The organism is Grimontia marina (assembly GCF_900060185.1).
Classification (GTDB): domain Bacteria; phylum Pseudomonadota; class Gammaproteobacteria; order Enterobacterales; family Vibrionaceae; genus Enterovibrio; species Enterovibrio marinus.
This window is the reverse complement of the sequence record NZ_FIZY01000017.1, coordinates 61486-79221: the sequence shown is the minus strand read 5'-3', so window position 1 is coordinate 79221 and position 17736 is coordinate 61486. Positions and strand designations below refer to the sequence as shown.

The window sequence follows — 17736 nt, the reverse complement described above, 5'->3', positions numbered from 1 at the left end:
ATGAAACCAGAGTTTCATGAACAGGCAGCGTCGTATGGCGCTGCCGGCACTGTAAACGGGGAGACGCAGGAAGCGGCTTCCCGTTTGATCGTTCGTGCAGGTGGCAGCTCGGTTGCCGGGCGCAAGCCACCCAATCAGGATGCTTTTGCTGTTTACTTGCCAAAAAAGGCAAGCGAGCTAAAACACAAAGGTGTGGTAGCGGCGATAGCGGATGGTGTTAGCACCAGCGAAGTCAGTCAGAAAGCCAGTGAAATGGGGGTGACTGAATTCGTCAACAACTACTCAGACACGCCGATTACCTGGCCAGTGAAAGATGCCGCTGGAAAGGTGATGAAATCTCTCAATTACTGGCTTTACCATCATGGGCAACAAGCAGGCACGCAAGCCAGTGCAATGGTGGCTGCTTTTTGCTCGGTGATTTTGAAATCGAATACCGCCCATGTTTTTCATGTCGGCGATTGCCGCGTCTACCTTTGGCGTCAGCACAGACTGACCCAGATTACGCAGGATCATCGGCACTACCAAAGTAAAACCCAACACCACTTAACCCGCGCGCTGGGTATTGATAGCCACTTGAATGTGGATTATCAGCCCGTTGCACTTGAGCGTGGTGATCTGTTGTTTCTCGCGACAGATGGCATTCATGACACTATGACAGAGCGGGAAATCGCCCAACGTCTCTACGCTTCCGATACCACGTCTGATCTCGAGCACTTAGCAGCATCGGTTGTTGATGACGCCTATAAGCTGGGTAGCGATGACAACATCACTTGTCTGTTGTTAGCTGTCGATTCGCTTCCCGCTGCGACCTATGGCGAAGCGCTTCGCGATTTATCAGAAAGAAAAATTCCGCCTGTTTTGAAAGAAGGACAGAAGATTGACCACTACACCGTGGCGAGGGTGCTTTACAGCGGAAGCCGGAGCCATATCTACCTGACGCGCAGTGACTTGGATGGCCGTCAGTATGTGTTGAAAATGCCATCGCTCAACTTTGCGGATGATGCGGTTTATCTTGCGGGCTTTGTCCGGGAAGGATGGGTTGGCGAACAGGTGAAATCACCTGGCGTGATGAAGATTCACCCGCCATCGAGTTATTCGCCATACCTCTATCATGTCTGCGATTACATCGAAGGTGTCACACTCAGGCAATGGATGATTGATAATCCAACGCCGACGCTCACTCAGGTTCGTACACTGGCAAAAGGGGCTATTCGAGCGGTTCGGGTGCTTCAACGTCTTTCGGTGGTTCATCGCGATATCAAACCGGATAATCTCATGGTCGACAAAGACATGAATGTGACTTTGATTGACTACGGCACAGCACAATCAGCAGGCTTGGAAGAGCTAATGGGGAGTGAGGAAGAAGGGTACCCAGTCGGGGATCTCAACTACGCGGCACCGGAATACCTCAAAGGCAACAAAGCCAATTTCTCTTCTGACTTATTTTCGTTAGGTATGACGGTCTACGAACTTTTGACCGGACATCTACCTTACAAAGCAGTAAATGCCTCCAACCCCAGAGCGGCAAACCGTCAAAACTATTTGCCAGCAACGGTCTATTGTCCTGCCGCGCCGGATTGGTTTGATGAAGCGCTCAAAAAAGCCTGTCATCCGATCCCGAAAGCCCGCTATCAGGCGCTTTCAGAATTTGAACAGGATTTGATGAAACCTAACCCTGCGTTTAAATCTTCCAATGAAAACAGGCCGCTTTTAGAAAGCGACCCGTTGCGTTTCTGGAAAGGACTAAGCCTTATCCTGTTCCTGATTGTTCTGGTGCAGTCTATTTTTCTTATCGGTTAGCATGCCTGTGAAATCAAATCTTCCACTTCATCTTCATGAATCGGGCGAACAATGCGGTCAACTTCCAACCCATCCTGAAGAAGGATCAGTGTTGGCCAGAGCTTCACCTTAAAGGCTCGACCTAAAGGCTTGCCCTTACCGTCGTAAACTTTGGTGTGAGGGAAGGACGCAGATTCCAACACGGCTTTTACCGCAGGTTCAGCCGCCTGGCAGTGTCCACACCAAGGTGCACCGAACTCAAGAATAGACACACCTTTCTGTTCGGTGACATCTTCAAAAGAGGGGGCGTCTTCACTGTATTCGGGGTTGAAGCCTGTTTCGGTCGCGCGTATCGACATGCTGTCCTCCATGACAGTTAACGACTAGAGGCGGTATATGCCGCCTCAGTCACTTTAGCATAGGTGGTTAAATCCATCGTTTAACCGCTTCTACGGTGTCCATTGGATTGGAGTTGAAGCAGATTTTCGCATGTGGCGCGAGCTCATGTACTGCATTAACCAGCTTCTCAAAGACAAGGAAATGTTCTTCATCTCGTCGAACGCCTGCTCCAATCAAAATGCAGTCGTAAGTCGTCTCGGCAACCGCATCCGCAACCGTTTGATAGGCGCTGTCACCGTCGCGGATATAAAGAATGTCTGTGGCGTATCCTTCACTATTGAGTTTCGCCTGTTCACTTTCCAGCATTGCGCGGAGTTTTTCTGGGGAGCCTCCCCATTTTTCGAAATTAACCACATCCGGATGCCAGCCAAACAGTGCCACTTTCTTGTTATCCATCGTATCTCTCCTTGTATTGTCCTTCGCTAATGTATCGTGGGAGAGGAACATTCACTGTTCTAAATACGATAAAAAAAGCGAGCAGACCGACGACTGGCTACCTGCTCGCAAGGTTAAACAGTTTGTGTTTGATATGGAACTAAGTGAGGTCTCGAAGGGGCTTCCATTCACCGTCGTTGTCGCGAGAGCGTACCGCAGCGTAAACAAACGCCATGCCGTATGCACCGTCTTGGACGGTCGGGTTCCACAGACTCAGTGGTTCTGGAGTTTCGCCTGTCAGATCATCAACGATGTTGGAGGCAAAGTCGTAGTAGAGGTTGGCAAATGCCTCGCGATACCCTTCTGGGTGACCGATAGCGACATGGGAAACACGCTCACCTGCACCGGACAGACCTTTGCCACCTTTATTCAGCACATACGCAGGCTTATCGATAGGGCGGACTGTTAGCTCATTAGGCTGTTCCTGATGCCATTCCAAGCCACCTTTGGTGCCGTAAATGGTAAAGCTCAAACCATGCACACCGCCGGCTGCGGCTTGTGTGACCCAGAAGATACCGCGTGCGTTATTGGGGTAGCGAAGCAATATGCCGCAGTAATCATCTGCCGTGCGTCCATCGACCAATGCGGTTACGTCTGCGCTCAATGAACTGGCTTCCATACCAGCGACATAGCTGGTCAGATGATAGCTATGCGTCGCGATATCGCCAAGGATCAAGGAAGGGCCAGCAAGCTCTGGCTTCATATGCCAGTTAGAGCCAGCAAGCTCAGATTCCGTCAGCTCTGCCAAGTGTCCCTGAACGTAATTGCTTTGCACCATGGTGATGTCACCGATCACACCCTGCGCCACCATTTCACGCGCTTGACGCACCATGGCATAACCGCTGTAGCCGTAGGCGACGCAGTAACGCTTACCCGAAGCATTAACCCGCTTAACCAAGTCGGCAGATTCATCTTCAGTCATGGTGAGAGGTTTTTCGCAGAACACGTTGAATCCAGCGTCTAATGCGCGGCATGACAACTCATAGTGACTGTTGTTGGGCGTCATGATGGCGAGCGCATCTATGGGCTCATCCGCCGCAGCTTCTCCGGCAAACAAGGCATCTGGGTCGCCATAAGGACGCGCGATACCCATGGATTTACCAGCAGCAATTGAGCGCTCCGGGTTTGAGGAAAACACACCCGCGACAACATCAAACTCTTCATGTATGGTGGCAGATGAGCGGTGAATGGAACCGATAAAGGAATCTGGCCCTCCGCCTATCACGCCGAGTCTTAAACGCCGTCCGAGCATTTTATACGCCTTGCTCATCGTCACTCCTTGTCTGCTGCCAGGAGCGTGAGCACTCGCATGGCTTCTTGCTTCAGCGCAGGCATGGCTTTGCCCGCGAAATATTGTTTATCAAATTTATTCGGTTCTTCTGCCATGGCTCCGCGAATTGCGTTGCCAAAGGCCATTCTAAGCGTCGTCCCCACGTTGAATTTACCGATTCGACGTGTTTTGAGTTCGCGAAGATCAGCTTCAGTGATACCTGTGGTGCCGTGAATCACCAGAGGCAAGCTGGTGGCCGCTTCGATCTCATCAAGCAAGGGAAAATTAATTGGGCTACCGGCCTTTGTCATGCGATGGACATTGCCGACCGAAATCGCAAGCACATCAATACCGCTTTGTTCGGCGTAAATATGTGCTTCTTCCGGATCGGTAAATTCAGATTTGATATGGTCACGGCCTTCCTGATAAGGCACTGAGCCAAGTTCACCTTCGACCGAAACACCAACAGCATGGGCAGCATCAGCCACCGCTCTTGTCCGACGGATATTTTCTTTGAGAGGTAATTGTGAACCATCAAACATCACCGAACTAAATCCGGCATGAATGGCGCGGTACACGATGGCTTCTTCGTAGCAATGATCGAGGTGAACCACCACAGGTACAGAGCTGGCCCGTGCCATGGGGAGCAGCATGCCTGCCATGGATTCCACACCAGCGAGATCCACCATGTCTTTGTTCACAGCGAGGATCGCGGGTAGGCTCAGTTCCTCAGCGGCTGCGATAATCGCCTGCGCTTCTTCAATACCAAACACGTTACAACAAGGTACTGCGCCTTGGGACGACGCGGCTTCTGGCATAAGGTCATTCAGGGTAACTAGCATTCTTGTCTCCGTTATTACTAGGGGCAATGAACCCTAAGCGTTACTTGAACTTGGCGACCATGTCCTTGATACCTGGAATCGTGTGTACCTGATACTCATGGTGAGGGTCGAAGTACTGAACCAGAGATTTGCTTTTTTCTCCGACAATGATGGTGAAGTAATACATTTCGTAACCCGGTGCGGCGACAGAAGGGTGATAACCTTTGTCGATGGCAATCACGCTGCCCGTGCGAACGTGATACACCGGGCCATAGTCATCCTCATGCTCGTAAAGAAATTGGGCGCCGAAGCCAAAGTCAGGATTGAAACGGAATTGGTAAACCTCTTCGTAGCGCGTTTCTTTCGGTGGGTTTTCTTCGTCGTGCTTATGCGGCGGGAAGCCAGACCAACCACCAGCACCGACAGTAAATAACTCGCTGACAAGCAGCCTTCCGCGTTTATCCGCGTTTTTCTGTCCAAGGATGTGTTTAATTTTGCGGTGAGTCTTGGTGTCATCGCTGCCGTATTGTACCTTATCAGTTTCTTCCGGCTGAATAGCAAATGGCGCGAAGGTTTGCCCTTCTTCCGGCTCATAGCGTCCACCTGCGATCAATACGTCTGCGACTTCTGAAATACATGACACTGTCACGTTTGAACCGACAGGAACATACACAGCAGAAGGGTCACCTTCCCAGACGGAAGCGCGTTTACCGATGCTTTCAAAGGTTTCTCCATCAACCGTGATGTTGCAGGTACCGCCTGCCAGCACGACGGCAGATTCATAACCTTCAAGCGTGTACCTGTAGGTCTCACCATTTTTGAGTTTCACTGGGTTGAAGTAACACAGTGGCGTCGTATCGTCATTGACGTTGATAACGGGTTCGTTGTGATTATCGAACGGTGGAATGTGTTTTCCCATCTTGTACTCCTTGATCATTCCCTGATGCTGATGCTTAGTCTGTGGCAAATGTATAGCCACGGTTGCGCATAAATTCCTGGAGTGGCGCAAGTGATGACATAGCATCTGCGCAGGTATCACCAGTGACATTGATGGCAGCGTTTGCAGCCCCTAAAGCCACGGCGTCTTGTAAACAATATTGATTTAGCAAACCAAAAAGCAGGCCGGCGGCGAAAGCATCTCCTGCACCATAAGGTTTGCGTGCTTCTACTTTGAATATAGGTTGTGAGTGGCTGGAAAGGTTGTCGTTGCTATCCAAACCAAAGACCTCACAGCCTTCAGCACCACCTTTGACGATAACAAGCTCAGTACTGCCACTTAAAAGCTCTGAGGCAGCGCTGACATGGCTGTCTTCGATATCATGGGGAATGCCCATCACTTCGAATTCTTCGCGGTTACCAATCACCACATCACTGAAGGATGCGGCGAGACGGTAGAAGTGTGGGGGATCTTTCGGCGACGCCCAAGAGTAGGGACGATAGTCGAGATCGAGCACCACCAGAGTGCCGGCCAGCTGCGCCATTTGCATGGCACAGAAGGTCGCTTCTCGTGAAGGGCTGGTGGACAGCGCTGTGCCGGAAACAAACAGACATCGGGCGTTGCTGAGGTAGCTGCTGTCTATGTGTTCAACACAGAGCGCAAGGTCAGCCGCGTTATTACGGTAAATCACCACTTCGGGCTCTGGACGCAACTCTGCCACAGCAAGGCTGGTACGGTACTCACCTGTGAGCGTAGCCACACCATCCAGATTAATCCCTTTCCCTGCCATGTGAGAGCGGACATAACGCCCCTGGGCATCATCCGTCAGACAGGAAATAAAGCCTGCTTTGGCGCCAAGCTCCGCAAGACCAATCGCTACATTCGCAGGCGATCCGCCGACGCATTTTTTGAAGCTGTATTCAGCGTTGAAGTCTGCACCGTCCGTATTGCCGTAAAAATCGACCCCAGCGCGGCCCAAACAGATAACGTCTATCGGACGGTCGCTGTTGGCCTGCCAATCTGAAAGGTGAATGGAATCAGTCATAGTCCACCCAAACGGCACCGTTATCGGCCGATTTCACACAGGCATTCACCATCTTCACGCCATCGATACCACCGTCGATATCCGGGTACCAATGACTTTCAAGGAAGGCTTTATCATTGCGGTTGTAGGCATCAATCGCGAGTGCGTAGCGGTGATAAAGGTTTGCCCAGGACTCGAAGAAACCTTCAGCATGACCACCGCCTTGACGATTGGCGGAAACGCCAGGATCGTCGTTGTGCAGATAGCCCATACCACGCTCAAGAATGCGGACCGGTTCCCCCTGAACTTCATAGCGAAGCTGGTTTGGATATTCATCCCACCATTCGAGGCTGGCTTTCTCGCCAACAATGCGGACTTTCTGCTGATGCATTGAGCCGCTGTTGATGGCGCTCGCCCACAGTGTGCCGACTGCTCCACCTTCAAATTGGAACAACACATGAGCGTTGTCTTCCAACGGCGCGCGGGATTCGATAAAGCTCTGGCGTGAACACATCAGGGACTTCACTTTTAGCCCCGTGATCATGCCGGCCATGTAAAACGGATGCGTACCGCAATCGCCAATAATGAAACTTGGTCCGGACACCTCTGGGTTCATGCGCCATTTTGCGCCCGGGCTGTTTTTCTCAATCTCGGTGTTGTGGAAACCGTGGGCGAAAGACATTTGAATAACGCGCACGGCGCCGATGTCACCGCGACGCACCATTTCGCGCGCCTGATGCACCATCTGGAATCCGGTGTAGCCATACATCACTGCCAGCATCTTATTTTGCTTTTCTGCCAAGGCTTTCAGTTCAAGTGCATCTTCAACATGAATGGTGGCGGGCTTTTCACAAATCACGTGCAAACCTGCTTCCAGCGCCGCTTTGGCAATTTCATAGTGGGTAGAGTTTGGCGTGGCGATAGACACAGCCTGAATCCCATCTTCGCGCTTGGCTTCTTCTGCAAACAGGGTTTTATAGTCGGGATAGCAGCGCTCGGGAGCGAGACCCAGCTTGGTCCCGAAGTCGCGTCCACGTTCTGCATCTAAATCCAGTGCCGCTGCAACGAAGGTAAACAGACGGTCACGCTGGGCTGCAGCGCGGTGCGAGTAACCAATCTCACTCCCGCGGCCACCGCCAACCATTCCCCAACGGATCGGTGCATCTAGCTGGAATTCTTCGTTAAACATGCGTGTTCTCCTTGTTGTTATTACACGCCACGACGCTGATTAACACGTCCCTGTTCCCAGTTATCCCGGGCTTCGATGATATTTGGATCGTCAGAGACTTCTGACAGACCAACTTCCCACCAGGCATCACAAGACGACCATTTGGTATCGTCGATGTCGACGACCAATACATAGGTGCGATCTGCGGCTTTGGCACGTTCGAAAGCGGCATCAAAGTCGCCCAAGCTGGTGACTTTCTCTGCATGTGCGCCCAAGCCTTTTGCATGACTGACAAAATCTACGCGCGGTAGGTCGTAATCACGCTCTGTGGTGCAGTCTTCCAACTGGTTGTTGAAAGCGGTGTTACCTGTGTTGGTTTGCAGCTTGCGGATCACTGCGAAACCGCCGTTATCACACACCACCACAATCATCTTGTGTCCGGTCAGTACAGAGCTGTAGATGTCGGAATTCATCATCAGGTACGAACCATCACCGACCATCACAATAGATTCATGGTCTGGTCTGGCAATCTTGTTACCCCAACCGGCAGCGACTTCGTAGCCCATGCAGGAGAAACCGAATTCCACATCCAGTGAATACGGGTAAGTAGCCTGCCAGTTCATGTTGATTTCGGCTGGTAAGCCGCCGGCAGCAGTGATGACACGGTCGCCTTCATTGATAAGACCATTCACCTTACCAACGACCTGCGCGTATGAGGGTAAGGTTGTCTCCGCAAATGCCGTGCGGCCGTTAACGATCTTTGTCCACGCCGCTTTTTCAGCCTTACCTTTTTCAACCCATGCAGCATCCGTCGTCCAATCGCCGAGCTTGGCATCAAGCGGCTCAATGGTGTCTTTTGCGTCAGCGATGATGGATTGCGCCATGTGCTTGTTGGCATCAAAACGGGCAGCGTTGATGCTGATAAGTTTCATGCCGGGATCGCGAAACAGTGTCCATGAACCTGTGGTGAAGTCTTGCAAACGGGTGCCAATGGCGAGCACTAAATCCGCGTCATTACACATGTGGTTGGCGCTGTCCGACCCTGTTGCGCCAATCGGGCCGCAATTCAGTGGATGATCGTCTGGCAGCAAAGTGCGGCCTGCGATGGTTTCCACTACCGGGATTTGGTGTTTCTCGGCAAAGCTAATCAAGGCGTCACGTGCGCCGGAATAGAACACTCCGCCGCCAGCAATGATCAGAGGCTTTTTGGCAGTTTTCAGCGCTTCAACTGCTGCGTCCAAATCCACTTCTTCTGGTTGTGGGCGGCGGATACGGTGAACTTTGGGTTCGAAGAAGCTCTCAGGGAAATCCCATGCTTGACCTTGCACATCTTGCGGAAGGGCAATCATTGCAGGTCCACAATCGGCAGGGTCTAACATGGTCGCAATCGCTTGTGGCAATGCGACAGTTAGTTGCGACGGCGCATTGATGCGATCCCAGAAGCGAGTGACAGATTTGAAGGCATCATTCACGGTCAGCGATGGGTTAGCGAAGTGTTCCGTTTGCTGAAGCACCGGGTCAGGCAAGCGGGACTGGAATGTATCGCCGCAAAGCAAAAGCAAGGGCAGGCGGTTAGTGTGTGCAACGCCTGCCGCTGTCACCATGTTTGCTGCGCCAGGGCCCACAGACGAAGTGGCAATACCGATGCGACGGCGCTTGTGAGCACGTGCATAGGCCACTGCAGCCAGCGCCATAGATTGCTCATTCTGTCCACGCCAAGTAGGGAAAACAGACTGGTTCTCATACAGCTGTTGCCCCAAACAGGTCACGTTACCGTGGCCAAATATCGCAAAAGCGCAGCCAAATAATGACTCCACCTCTCCATCAATCTCGATTTGCTGTGCGGCGAGGTAGCGGACCAACGCCTGAGCCGTAGTTAGCCTTAAGGTTCCCATCCTTGCTGTCTCCAATAATTTTCCTTGTTTGATGAAATAGTAGTCATGTAATGAAAATGTTTTCAAATGGAAAAAGCCAAAAAATCAGATTTAGCGCTCATTTTTCATTCTATATCGCCATTAACCCGTGAAAAGTCCACTTTTGAGACGCGTTTTGGTTTGACAAAGTGAAATCGTTACCATAAATGTTTAAAAAGTGTTAACGGAAAGTTTATTTATCGAAAGCTTGAATGGTTTGACGTTTGAAACGGGTGTGGCCGTAAAGCGTTAAACAGGAATGGAACATTGAATCAAGGAGACATTGGCTTGGAACTGAAAATAGCCAACGCACCGTGCTCATGGGGAATCGAGTTTGCAGATAACCCGGCAAACCCAACATGGCAGACCGTATTGGATGAGATTGCAGGCGCGGGATATGGCGCAACTGAGCTGGGACCGTTGGGTTACCTGCCGACCGATAAAGCTGCACTCACTGAGGCATTGTCAGTACGTTCATTGGGCTTGATTGCAGGCACATTGTTCGTTCATTTGCACAAGCCGGAAGAACGCGAAGCGATTTTGGAGAAAACCCGCGTGACTTGCCAAATCCTGAAAGAGCAGGGCGCGGATTTTCTGGTGGTAATTGACCACGTTTCATCGCCACGCACCGATCAGGCTGGCCAGGTAGAGACGGCAACGCGTCTGGATGACGAGCAATGGTTAGAGATGATGGAAACGCTGCGCGGTGTTGGTATTGTGTGCGCGGAGTATGGCATTACCCCAACGCTTCATGCCCATGCAGGCACTTACATTGAATACCGCGACGAGTTGGATAAAGCCATGCGCGACTTACCGCCAGAGCTGATGTCGTTGTGTGTGGATACCGGTCACTGCGTTTATGCAGGCATGGATCCGAGTGAAGTACTCCGTACCTATAAAGACCGCGTTAAGTACCTGCATTTCAAAGATATTAACGCCGACGTGCATGCGGTATCCGTCAAGGCTGGCACGGATTTCTATACTGCAATAGGGAATAACATTTTTTGTCCGTTAGGGCAGGGTTGTGTCGATTTCGACGAGGTAAGACAAACACTTATCGATATTGACTTTAACGGCTGGGTCACGGTTGAGCAGGACACAGACCCAGCAGCAAAAAGCGATGCAAAAACCGATGCTGAAAAAAGCAGGGCGTTCATTGAGAAAGCGGTGATCGCAAAAGTTGCTTAAGTGCAAGTGAGAGAAAGCTGTCAACCGGCAGCAAGGAGTTGGGTGAAAGCCTGAATGAAGCAAGGATTTTGGAGGCAAGTATGTCGGTAAAAGAAGTCGAATCAGGGACAGATTCAAAGCCGCTCACACCAGGCGATGAGCGGGTTCGTAAAGTTTCAGTGCTCAATCGTATGTTATCCCGCCCGGAGTTGGGCTCTGTGTCCGGTGCCATTCTGGTATTCGCGTTTTTCGCACTCGTCGCCTGGGATTCAGGCATGTTCAATGCTGATGGTGTCGTTAACTGGACGGTGGTGTCAGCGCAGCTCGGAATTATCGCGGTCGGTGCATGTTTGCTGATGATCGCTGGCGAATTCGACCTTTCCATTGGCTCAATGATTGGCTTTGCCGGGATGATGATCGCTATCCCTGCCGTATATTGGGGCTGGCCTGTCTGGGCGGCGATTATCTTTGCGTTTATCGGGGCAATGGCGGTTGGCTTTATCAATGGCTACATCGTGGTTCGCACCGGGCTACCTTCCTTCATTGTTTCCCTCGCTTTCCTCTTCATTCTGCGTGGTTTGACAATCGCTCTGTCGATTGCGCTGACCAACAAAACCATCATTTCTGGCGTAGGTAATCTGGCAGAAGGCGACTGGCTGGCAGCCATGTTTGGCGGCGAGATAGGGACTGGGCTCTTTAACTGGCTTGGTAGCGCGGGGTGGATTGAAACCTATTCTGACGGTACTCCAATAGTCACTGGCATCCCAATGGTGGTGGTGTGGTGGTTCTTGCTGACGGCTGTGTGTTCCTTTGTGCTGCTGCGTACCCGTTTTGGTAACTGGATTTTTGCTTCAGGTGGCGATGCCAACGCGGCGAAAAATGTAGGTGTACCGACTGACCGTGTGAAAATTCTGTTATTTATGTTCACCGCATTCTGCGCAACCGTATTCGCGGCCTGTCAGGTACTGGAATTTGGCTCAGCAGCGGCGGATCGAGGTCTTCTGAAAGAATTTGAAGCCATTATTGCGGCAGTTATCGGTGGTGCACTGCTGACTGGCGGTTATGGCTCGGTCATTGGGGCTTTCTTCGGTGCTCTGATATTCGGTGTGGTGCAGATGGGCATTTTCTTTACAGGCGTGGATTCTGACTGGTTCCGCGTATTCCTCGGCGTGATGCTTCTAATCGCAGTGCTGTTTAACAACTTCATCCGCAAGAAAGTCACGAGCGCCCGCTGAGAGAAGCTTAGGAAACGGAATTCAGGAGAAAAACAATGGCAGAGAAAGACAATTTTATCCTCGAACTGAAAAAGGTAAGCCGCTACTTCGGTTCGGTGATTGCCCTGAAAGATATCGATATGCAGGTGAAAATGGGGGAGGTGCACTGTCTGTTGGGTGACAACGGTGCAGGTAAATCTACCCTGATTAAGACCCTGGCAGGTGTGCATAAACCGTCAGAAGGTGAATTCCTGATGAATGGTAAACCTACCACCTTCGAATCACCACGTGACGCGCTGGATGCCGGTATTGCAACTGTTTATCAAGACCTTGCACTGGTTCCTTTAATGAGTGTTACCCGCAACTTCTTCATGGGTCGTGAGCTCACCAAGAAAATCGGCCCCTTTGAAGTGTTCGATACCAAAAATGCCAACGAAATTGCCAAGGCAGGCATGAAGGACATGGGGATCGACGTGCGTGATCCTGAACACCCGATTGGCACCATGTCGGGCGGTGAGCGTCAGTGTCTGGCGATTGCGCGTGCAATTCACTTTGGTGCGAAAGTACTGATCCTTGATGAGCCAACCGCAGCACTGGGTGTAAAGCAGTCTGCCAATGTGCTGAAAGTCGTTGCAAGGGCGCGTGGCAAAGGTCTTGCCGTCATCCTGATTACGCACAACGTTCACCATGCTTATCCCATCGCTGACCGTTTCACACTGCTGAACCGCGGTAAGAGTCTGGGTACTTGGTTGAAGAAAGATGTTACCCGTGAAGAAATTCTCGAGATGATGGCTGGTGGACAAGAGCTGGAATCACTCGAAGCAGAATTGGCTGAATTCCAGCGGGCAGATGCTGCCACTGCGAATTAGGCTTTTAGTAAACGTGACGGGGCGGTTCGCTGCCCAAACCTTAGCCGTAACCGGGTGGGCAGCTGTACAGCTCGCCCCATGGATACAATAAATAATATAACTTGGAGACACCGGATGAATACCCTACTTAAATCTGTAGCAAAGAGAGCGTCCGTCCTTGTGTTAGCAATGGCAGCCAGTTTGGCCGCAATGCTGCCAGGCACTGCACTCGCTGATGGTGAGCGCTTTGTCCTGATTAGCCACGCACCGGACTCAGATTCTTGGTGGAACACCATTAAGAATGCGATTGGTACAGCGGGCGAACAGCTCAATGTAGAAGTGGAATACCGTAACCCTACCACAGGGGATTTGGCGGATATGGCTCGCATCATCGAGCAGGCCGTTGCGTCTAATCCTGACGGTATTATCACCACCATCGCGGACTATGAAGTACTCAAAGGTCCACTGGAAAAAGCGAAGAAAAAAGGTATTCCTGTTGTCACTATCAACTCGGGTACTCACCAGCAAAGTGAAGACGTGGGTGCAATCCTCCACGTTGGACAACCAGAATATGATGCGGGTTACGGTGCAGGTAAACGCGCTAAAAAAGACGGTGTGAAAAGCTTTGTCTGTGTTAACCACTACATCACCAACCCAGCATCTGTAGAGCGTTGTCAGGGTTTTGCTGATGCATTGGGTGTGGAGCTTGGCAGCCAGATGATCGATGTGGGCCAGGATCCAACTGGCATTGAAAAGAAAGTGTCTGCTTACCTGCGTGCGAATCCTGATACGGATGCCGTTCTGACACTGGGCCCAACCTCTGCTCACCCAACCATTCGTGCGTTGGATAAGAGCCGTCAACTGGGCAAGATCTACTTCGGTACATTTGACTTGAGTGGCGAGATTGCTCAAGGCATCAAAGACGGAAATATCCAGTGGGGTATCGATCAGCAGCCATTCCTGCAAGGTTATGTGCCAGTGATGGTTCTGGCTCTTTACAACCGCTATGGTATTTCTCCATCTAACAACATCAACTCTGGTCCGGGCTTTGTGACTAAAGAGAACGTTGAATTGGTGGAAAAACTGGCTGGCGAATATCGCTAAGTCCAAAAAGCGCCCGGCCCCCCTCAGTCGGGCGCTCTTTTTCAGGCCTCTTCGAGTTGAGGTTCGTCTGAACCTGCACTTTTAGTCATTTTTTAATAAAGTGGCTTTTAACTAGCTTGTACAGCTGAAAACATTTTCATTATTATGGTGTTGCGCCTAGGGTGGGCGAAGGAACGGCATTGTAAGCAGGAAAGCGTATGACGAAAGAAACCACCGGCACTGATACAGCGGCACCGATTCAGAAAAAGCGCAAAGTCACTGTCGTTGAAGTTGCTGAAGCAGCAGGCGTTTCTGTCTCTGCGGTCTCCCGAGCGTTTAATCCTGACGCGAGTATTTCCAGACCGCTGCGCGAAAAAGTCTTCAAAGCGGCTGCATCGCTAAACTACAAACCCAACCGTTTGGCGAGGGGGATTAAATCCCGCTCCAGTCTTGTCGGCATTTTGATGACCGACTTCAACAACCCGTTTTATCTGCCCATTCTTTCCCGCTTCACCACTGAAATCCAAAAGCGTAACTGCCATAGCCTTCTTATCCACGTCGACGGTGACATGGATATTCAGGAAGCGGTCGAGTTGGTGATGGAATACAACGTTGATGGCCTAATCATTACGTCGGCATCACTGCCGCAAGAGCTTGTTGATGCCTGTCATTCCCAGAATACGCCGGCAGTGATATTTGGTCGTGATTCCAGTGAAAACAGTGTCACTGTGGTGAGTTGTGACAATGTGCTGGCAGGCAATATGGCGGCAGATATGCTGCTAGATGCTGGCTATACCAAACCGGCTTTTGTGGCGGGACCGATTGGCACATCAGCGACGATTGACCGCCAACGTGGTTTTATTAGCCGTTTGATGGAGCGCGGCTGCAATCAGTGGCAAGTTGTTGAAGGCGGTGAGTTCAGCTATGACGCCGGCTATGATGCCACTTTGCGTATTTTCCAGCACACAGAAAAGCCAGACGCGTTGTTTTATGCCGATGACATCATGGCCTGTGGTGGTATGGATGCATTACGTTATGAGCTTGGCCTGAGTGTGCCTGAAGATATTGGCGTTGTTGGCGTCGATGATATTCGCCTTGCGAAAAGCCGCTCCTACAACCTTTCCACGATTCGTCAGCCGAACGAGCAGATGATTCAAAGTACCATTGATGCCTTGTTCGAGCACATCGCTGATCCACATTTACCGCCACAGTCCATTACCTTGCCGTGTGAAGCGGTGGTGCGTGGTTCAACGCAAAAGACGCGCACTTGATATCGGTGTAAACTCTGCCCAGTACCGAAAAGTCAACAGACCCTATAAAGCATGAACCCTGCACTCCGTTATTTGGGTGGTTACCCTGAAAACCTTATTGAACAAGTTTCTCGCCTGATTGAAACCGGCAAACTCGGCACGTGGCTGGAACAACGCTACCCGCATAAGCACAACATTAAGTCAGAAAAAGCGCTTTATGATTACGTGCAGGGGATAAAGAACCAATACCTCAAGAAGTCTTCACCGATCAGTAAAGTGGCGTATGACGGTAAAATCCATGTTGTGAACAATGCGCTTGGGCTTCACAGCTTTGTGTCACGCGCGCATGGTGGCAAGTTAAAAGCCAAGAACGAAATCCGCATTGCGTCGATGTTCAAAGACGCACCGGAACCTTTCCTTCGCATGCTGGTGGTTCACGAATTGGCTCACCTAAAAGAGAAAGATCACAACAAAGCCTTTTATCAGCTTTGTTGTCATATGGAACCGAACTATCACCAGTTGGAGTTTGATGCGCGCTTGTATCTCATTCATATCGAAAGCCAGAAAAACGAATGAGTGGCTAAATATACTCACAACCTTGAAAAGAAAAGCACGCTGAGATAGCACGTTTCACCATCCCAATCTTCTTAACACTTCCCTGCATAAAAGTAAGATAAAAGTTGACTGGCTATCCCGACTTGTGGAACCAGGGTTAGATGACCCTAGCCGAGAAAATTAGCATAAATTACATGGTATTACATACGGTTTCTCGGCGCTTCTTCCTATATGGTAAGTGAAAAACTTTATTAATATAACAAGATGTAACCCGAGCTAAGGGATGCTCAGGTTCAGTCAGGTGGCAAAGGAGATGCGATGTCAGAAAATGACTTCACCTACTTCCTCAAACGGACTTTTCTTCTTGGCCTTCCACTTGCGCTACAAAGTTTGTTGTTCAGCAGCGGCGGTTTTATCGACAACCTAATGGTCAGCCAATTGGGCACAGAGGAGGTGGCAGCCTCTGGTATCGGTGCCCGTGTTTTTTGGTTTACGGGAATTTTCATTGGGGCACCGGAACAGGGATGGGAGTATTGTTAGCCCAATATTGGGGGGCTAACGATCCCAAAGGTTTAAGACGTAATTTTGCTCTTGGTGCGTTGGTGGCTTCTCTAGCTTCGTTTCTTATCTTTCTTTTCTGTTGGACAGTACCGGAAATCGTTCCGGCGATGTTTAAGGTTGGGGGTGAAACGGCAGCCCTAACGACTGAGTATCTGAAAATTATCAGTATTGCACTGCTAGTAGCTGGGCCTTCGATTGCGATGGATGCAGCTTTACGCGCTTTGGGAAAAATTAAAACCACCTTCTATATGTTCTTTATTGAAATTGGTTTAAACATCCTAATTAGTTTCATCCTTATTTTTGGTCACTTTGGCTTGCCAGTGATGGGTCTTGAAGGGGCAGGCTGGGGTACCGTGATTGCCCGTCTTTTCCGCGTTTTCATGTCGCTATTTGTCATTGGTATTTTTGATAAAGTGCTGATTCTGGGTCCGTCAGATTTTCGCTTCAGAAAATCGACTTTTCAAATATACGCCAATGTTACTGCACCTGTGATTGCTGGCAGCCTGATTTGGAGTGGCGGCATTTTCACTTATCAGTTGATTATGGGGCGCATGGGAGAAAATGAATTGGCAGCAATGGCAATTTCCACGTGGGCGATGACGATGACATGGTTTACGGCGATGAAGGTAATGACACCATCTTGGGCGGTCAAGGTAATGATTCCCTGGAAGCTGGTTACGATGATGATTACATCATGGATGGTGGCGCGGGTCTTGACCTATACGTCGGTAGCGAAGGTAACGACACCATGTACTTCGACCAGGAAGACTTCTCCGACCTTAATTTCCTGAAAGAGAACGGCAATATCTACATTGGTGATCGTGGCTTCGACCAGCTGATTGCAGACGGTGATGTAAACGTTGACCTTACCGGAAAATCTTATGGTCTTACTTCAGATCCTAAGCCAATTGCACAGGTAGAAGCGGTCATTGGTGATGAAGGCAATCAGATCGTGACAGCGAACGCTTACGCAATCAATGCGCAGTCCGACCCAATCCAGAATGAGTCATTGACAAATCCAGGTGATTGGGATGGCTTTGTGGCCTATCTGGGCGCAGGTGATGACACTTTTAATCTGGATGCGGTTGGTTGGACTTACGATGCGGATGCAGCGCCTACAGCTGAACTGTCAGCAGACATGATTGCCTTTATGGGTTTGACTAATACCCAAGTTGGCGAATTGGATGCGTACGTGTTTGAGCACGGTTCTGGTGAAACCATCACTGTTTGGACTGACGCTGAACACTTTTACCAGGATGGCGTCAGCATCATCTAATCAGCGAGCAATCGTAATAAATAGATTTAGCCCGGC

Annotated in this window: 15 protein-coding genes and 2 pseudogenes; 9 read left to right on the top strand and 8 right to left on the bottom strand. The window is 50.5% G+C overall.

Annotation, left to right across the window (positions count from 1 at the left end):
* Nucleotides 1-1800: a bifunctional protein-serine/threonine kinase/phosphatase gene (locus tag GMA8713_RS10890; protein ID WP_062709221.1), complete on the top strand. Its 1800-nt coding sequence runs from the start codon at nucleotides 1-3 to the stop codon at nucleotides 1798-1800.
* Here GMA8713_RS10890 and GMA8713_RS10885 read toward each other — a convergent pair.
* From GMA8713_RS10885 to iolD, 8 genes are all read right to left on the bottom strand, one after another.
* On the bottom strand, nucleotides 1797-2138 hold the full coding sequence (locus tag GMA8713_RS10885; RefSeq protein ID WP_084387705.1) for a thioredoxin family protein: 342 nt from the start codon (nucleotides 2136-2138) through the stop codon (nucleotides 1797-1799). The genes GMA8713_RS10890 and GMA8713_RS10885 overlap by 4 nt on opposite strands.
* Nucleotides 2139-2205: 67 nt before the next feature.
* A complete protein-coding gene (locus GMA8713_RS10880; protein WP_062709218.1) occupies nucleotides 2206-2574 on the bottom strand; it encodes a hypothetical protein in 369 nt (122 codons plus the stop codon).
* Between the two features lie 139 nt (nucleotides 2575-2713).
* Nucleotides 2714-3883 (bottom strand): Gfo/Idh/MocA family protein, encoded by a 1170-nt coding sequence (locus GMA8713_RS10875; RefSeq protein WP_062709214.1) that lies wholly within the window; start codon nucleotides 3881-3883, stop codon nucleotides 2714-2716.
* Between the two features lie 2 nt (nucleotides 3884-3885).
* Nucleotides 3886-4725 (bottom strand): class II fructose-bisphosphate aldolase, encoded by an 840-nt coding sequence (locus GMA8713_RS10870; RefSeq protein WP_062709202.1) that lies wholly within the window; start codon nucleotides 4723-4725, stop codon nucleotides 3886-3888.
* 40 nt (nucleotides 4726-4765) lie between these two features.
* Nucleotides 4766-5623 (bottom strand): 5-deoxy-glucuronate isomerase, encoded by an 858-nt coding sequence (locus GMA8713_RS10865; RefSeq protein ID WP_062709199.1) that lies wholly within the window; start codon nucleotides 5621-5623, stop codon nucleotides 4766-4768.
* Between the two features lie 34 nt (nucleotides 5624-5657).
* A complete protein-coding gene (gene iolC / locus GMA8713_RS10860) occupies nucleotides 5658-6686 on the bottom strand; it encodes a 5-dehydro-2-deoxygluconokinase (protein ID WP_062709196.1) in 1029 nt (342 codons plus the stop codon).
* Complete coding sequence (locus GMA8713_RS10855) at nucleotides 6679-7854, bottom strand: Gfo/Idh/MocA family protein (protein WP_062709194.1); 1176 nt, start codon at nucleotides 7852-7854, stop codon at nucleotides 6679-6681. Before GMA8713_RS10855 ends, iolC begins: the two co-directional genes overlap by 8 nt.
* A 20-nt stretch (nucleotides 7855-7874) precedes the next feature.
* Nucleotides 7875-9728: a 3D-(3,5/4)-trihydroxycyclohexane-1,2-dione acylhydrolase (decyclizing) gene (gene iolD / locus GMA8713_RS10850; RefSeq protein WP_062709192.1), complete on the bottom strand. Its 1854-nt coding sequence runs from the start codon at nucleotides 9726-9728 to the stop codon at nucleotides 7875-7877.
* 306 nt (nucleotides 9729-10034) lie between these two features.
* Between iolD and GMA8713_RS10845 the strand changes: the two genes are divergently transcribed.
* The 8 genes and pseudogenes from GMA8713_RS10845 to GMA8713_RS10805 all read left to right on the top strand — a co-directional run.
* Complete coding sequence (locus GMA8713_RS10845; protein WP_062709260.1) at nucleotides 10035-10934, top strand: TIM barrel protein; 900 nt, start codon at nucleotides 10035-10037, stop codon at nucleotides 10932-10934.
* An 80-nt stretch (nucleotides 10935-11014) separates the two neighbouring features.
* Nucleotides 11015-12148 (top strand): ABC transporter permease, encoded by a 1134-nt coding sequence (locus GMA8713_RS10840; protein ID WP_062709257.1) that lies wholly within the window; start codon nucleotides 11015-11017, stop codon nucleotides 12146-12148.
* Nucleotides 12149-12183: 35 nt separating this feature from the next.
* Entirely contained in the window at nucleotides 12184-12996 is an 813-nt protein-coding gene (locus GMA8713_RS10835; protein WP_062709190.1) for an ATP-binding cassette domain-containing protein, read from the top strand.
* Between the two features lie 114 nt (nucleotides 12997-13110).
* The gene (locus tag GMA8713_RS10830) at nucleotides 13111-14079 is read left to right on the top strand and encodes a sugar ABC transporter substrate-binding protein (protein WP_232314414.1); all 969 of its coding nucleotides are present in this window, start codon (nucleotides 13111-13113) and stop codon (nucleotides 14077-14079) included.
* Between the two features lie 197 nt (nucleotides 14080-14276).
* The gene (locus tag GMA8713_RS10825) at nucleotides 14277-15329 is read left to right on the top strand and encodes a LacI family DNA-binding transcriptional regulator (protein ID WP_062709186.1); all 1053 of its coding nucleotides are present in this window, start codon (nucleotides 14277-14279) and stop codon (nucleotides 15327-15329) included.
* A 51-nt stretch (nucleotides 15330-15380) separates the two neighbouring features.
* Complete coding sequence (locus GMA8713_RS10820; protein WP_062709184.1) at nucleotides 15381-15884, top strand: M48 metallopeptidase family protein; 504 nt, start codon at nucleotides 15381-15383, stop codon at nucleotides 15882-15884.
* Between the two features lie 297 nt (nucleotides 15885-16181).
* Nucleotides 16182-16657, top strand: a pseudogene (locus GMA8713_RS28590) (MATE family efflux transporter); the annotation flags it as partial.
* Nucleotides 16658-16992: 335 nt separating this feature from the next.
* Nucleotides 16993-17700 (top strand): annotated as a pseudogene (locus GMA8713_RS10805) (calcium-binding protein); the annotation flags it as partial.
* Between the last annotated feature and the right edge of the window lie 36 nt (nucleotides 17701-17736).

Bases quoted from the DNA above. Each gene is read 5' to 3' on its own strand.
- GMA8713_RS10890 (WP_062709221.1), top strand. From the start codon at position 1: ATGAAACCAGAGTTTCATGAACAGGCAGCGTCGTATGGCGCTGCCGGC.
- GMA8713_RS10885 (WP_084387705.1), bottom strand. From the start codon at position 2,138: ATGTCGATACGCGCGACCGAAACAGGCTTCAACCCCGAATACAGTGAA.
- GMA8713_RS10880 (WP_062709218.1), bottom strand. From the start codon at position 2,574: ATGGATAACAAGAAAGTGGCACTGTTTGGCTGGCATCCGGATGTGGTT.
- GMA8713_RS10875 (WP_062709214.1), bottom strand. From the start codon at position 3,883: ATGAGCAAGGCGTATAAAATGCTCGGACGGCGTTTAAGACTCGGCGTG.
- GMA8713_RS10870 (WP_062709202.1), bottom strand. From the start codon at position 4,725: ATGCTAGTTACCCTGAATGACCTTATGCCAGAAGCCGCGTCGTCCCAA.
- GMA8713_RS10865 (WP_062709199.1), bottom strand. From the start codon at position 5,623: ATGGGAAAACACATTCCACCGTTCGATAATCACAACGAACCCGTTATC.
- iolC (WP_062709196.1), bottom strand. From the start codon at position 6,686: ATGACTGATTCCATTCACCTTTCAGATTGGCAGGCCAACAGCGACCGT.
- GMA8713_RS10855 (WP_062709194.1), bottom strand. From the start codon at position 7,854: ATGTTTAACGAAGAATTCCAGCTAGATGCACCGATCCGTTGGGGAATG.
- iolD (WP_062709192.1), bottom strand. From the start codon at position 9,728: ATGGGAACCTTAAGGCTAACTACGGCTCAGGCGTTGGTCCGCTACCTC.
- GMA8713_RS10840 (WP_062709257.1), top strand. From the start codon at position 11,015: ATGTCGGTAAAAGAAGTCGAATCAGGGACAGATTCAAAGCCGCTCACA.
- GMA8713_RS10835 (WP_062709190.1), top strand. From the start codon at position 12,184: ATGGCAGAGAAAGACAATTTTATCCTCGAACTGAAAAAGGTAAGCCGC.
- GMA8713_RS10830 (WP_232314414.1), top strand. From the start codon at position 13,111: ATGAATACCCTACTTAAATCTGTAGCAAAGAGAGCGTCCGTCCTTGTG.
- GMA8713_RS10825 (WP_062709186.1), top strand. From the start codon at position 14,277: ATGACGAAAGAAACCACCGGCACTGATACAGCGGCACCGATTCAGAAA.
- GMA8713_RS10820 (WP_062709184.1), top strand. From the start codon at position 15,381: ATGAACCCTGCACTCCGTTATTTGGGTGGTTACCCTGAAAACCTTATT.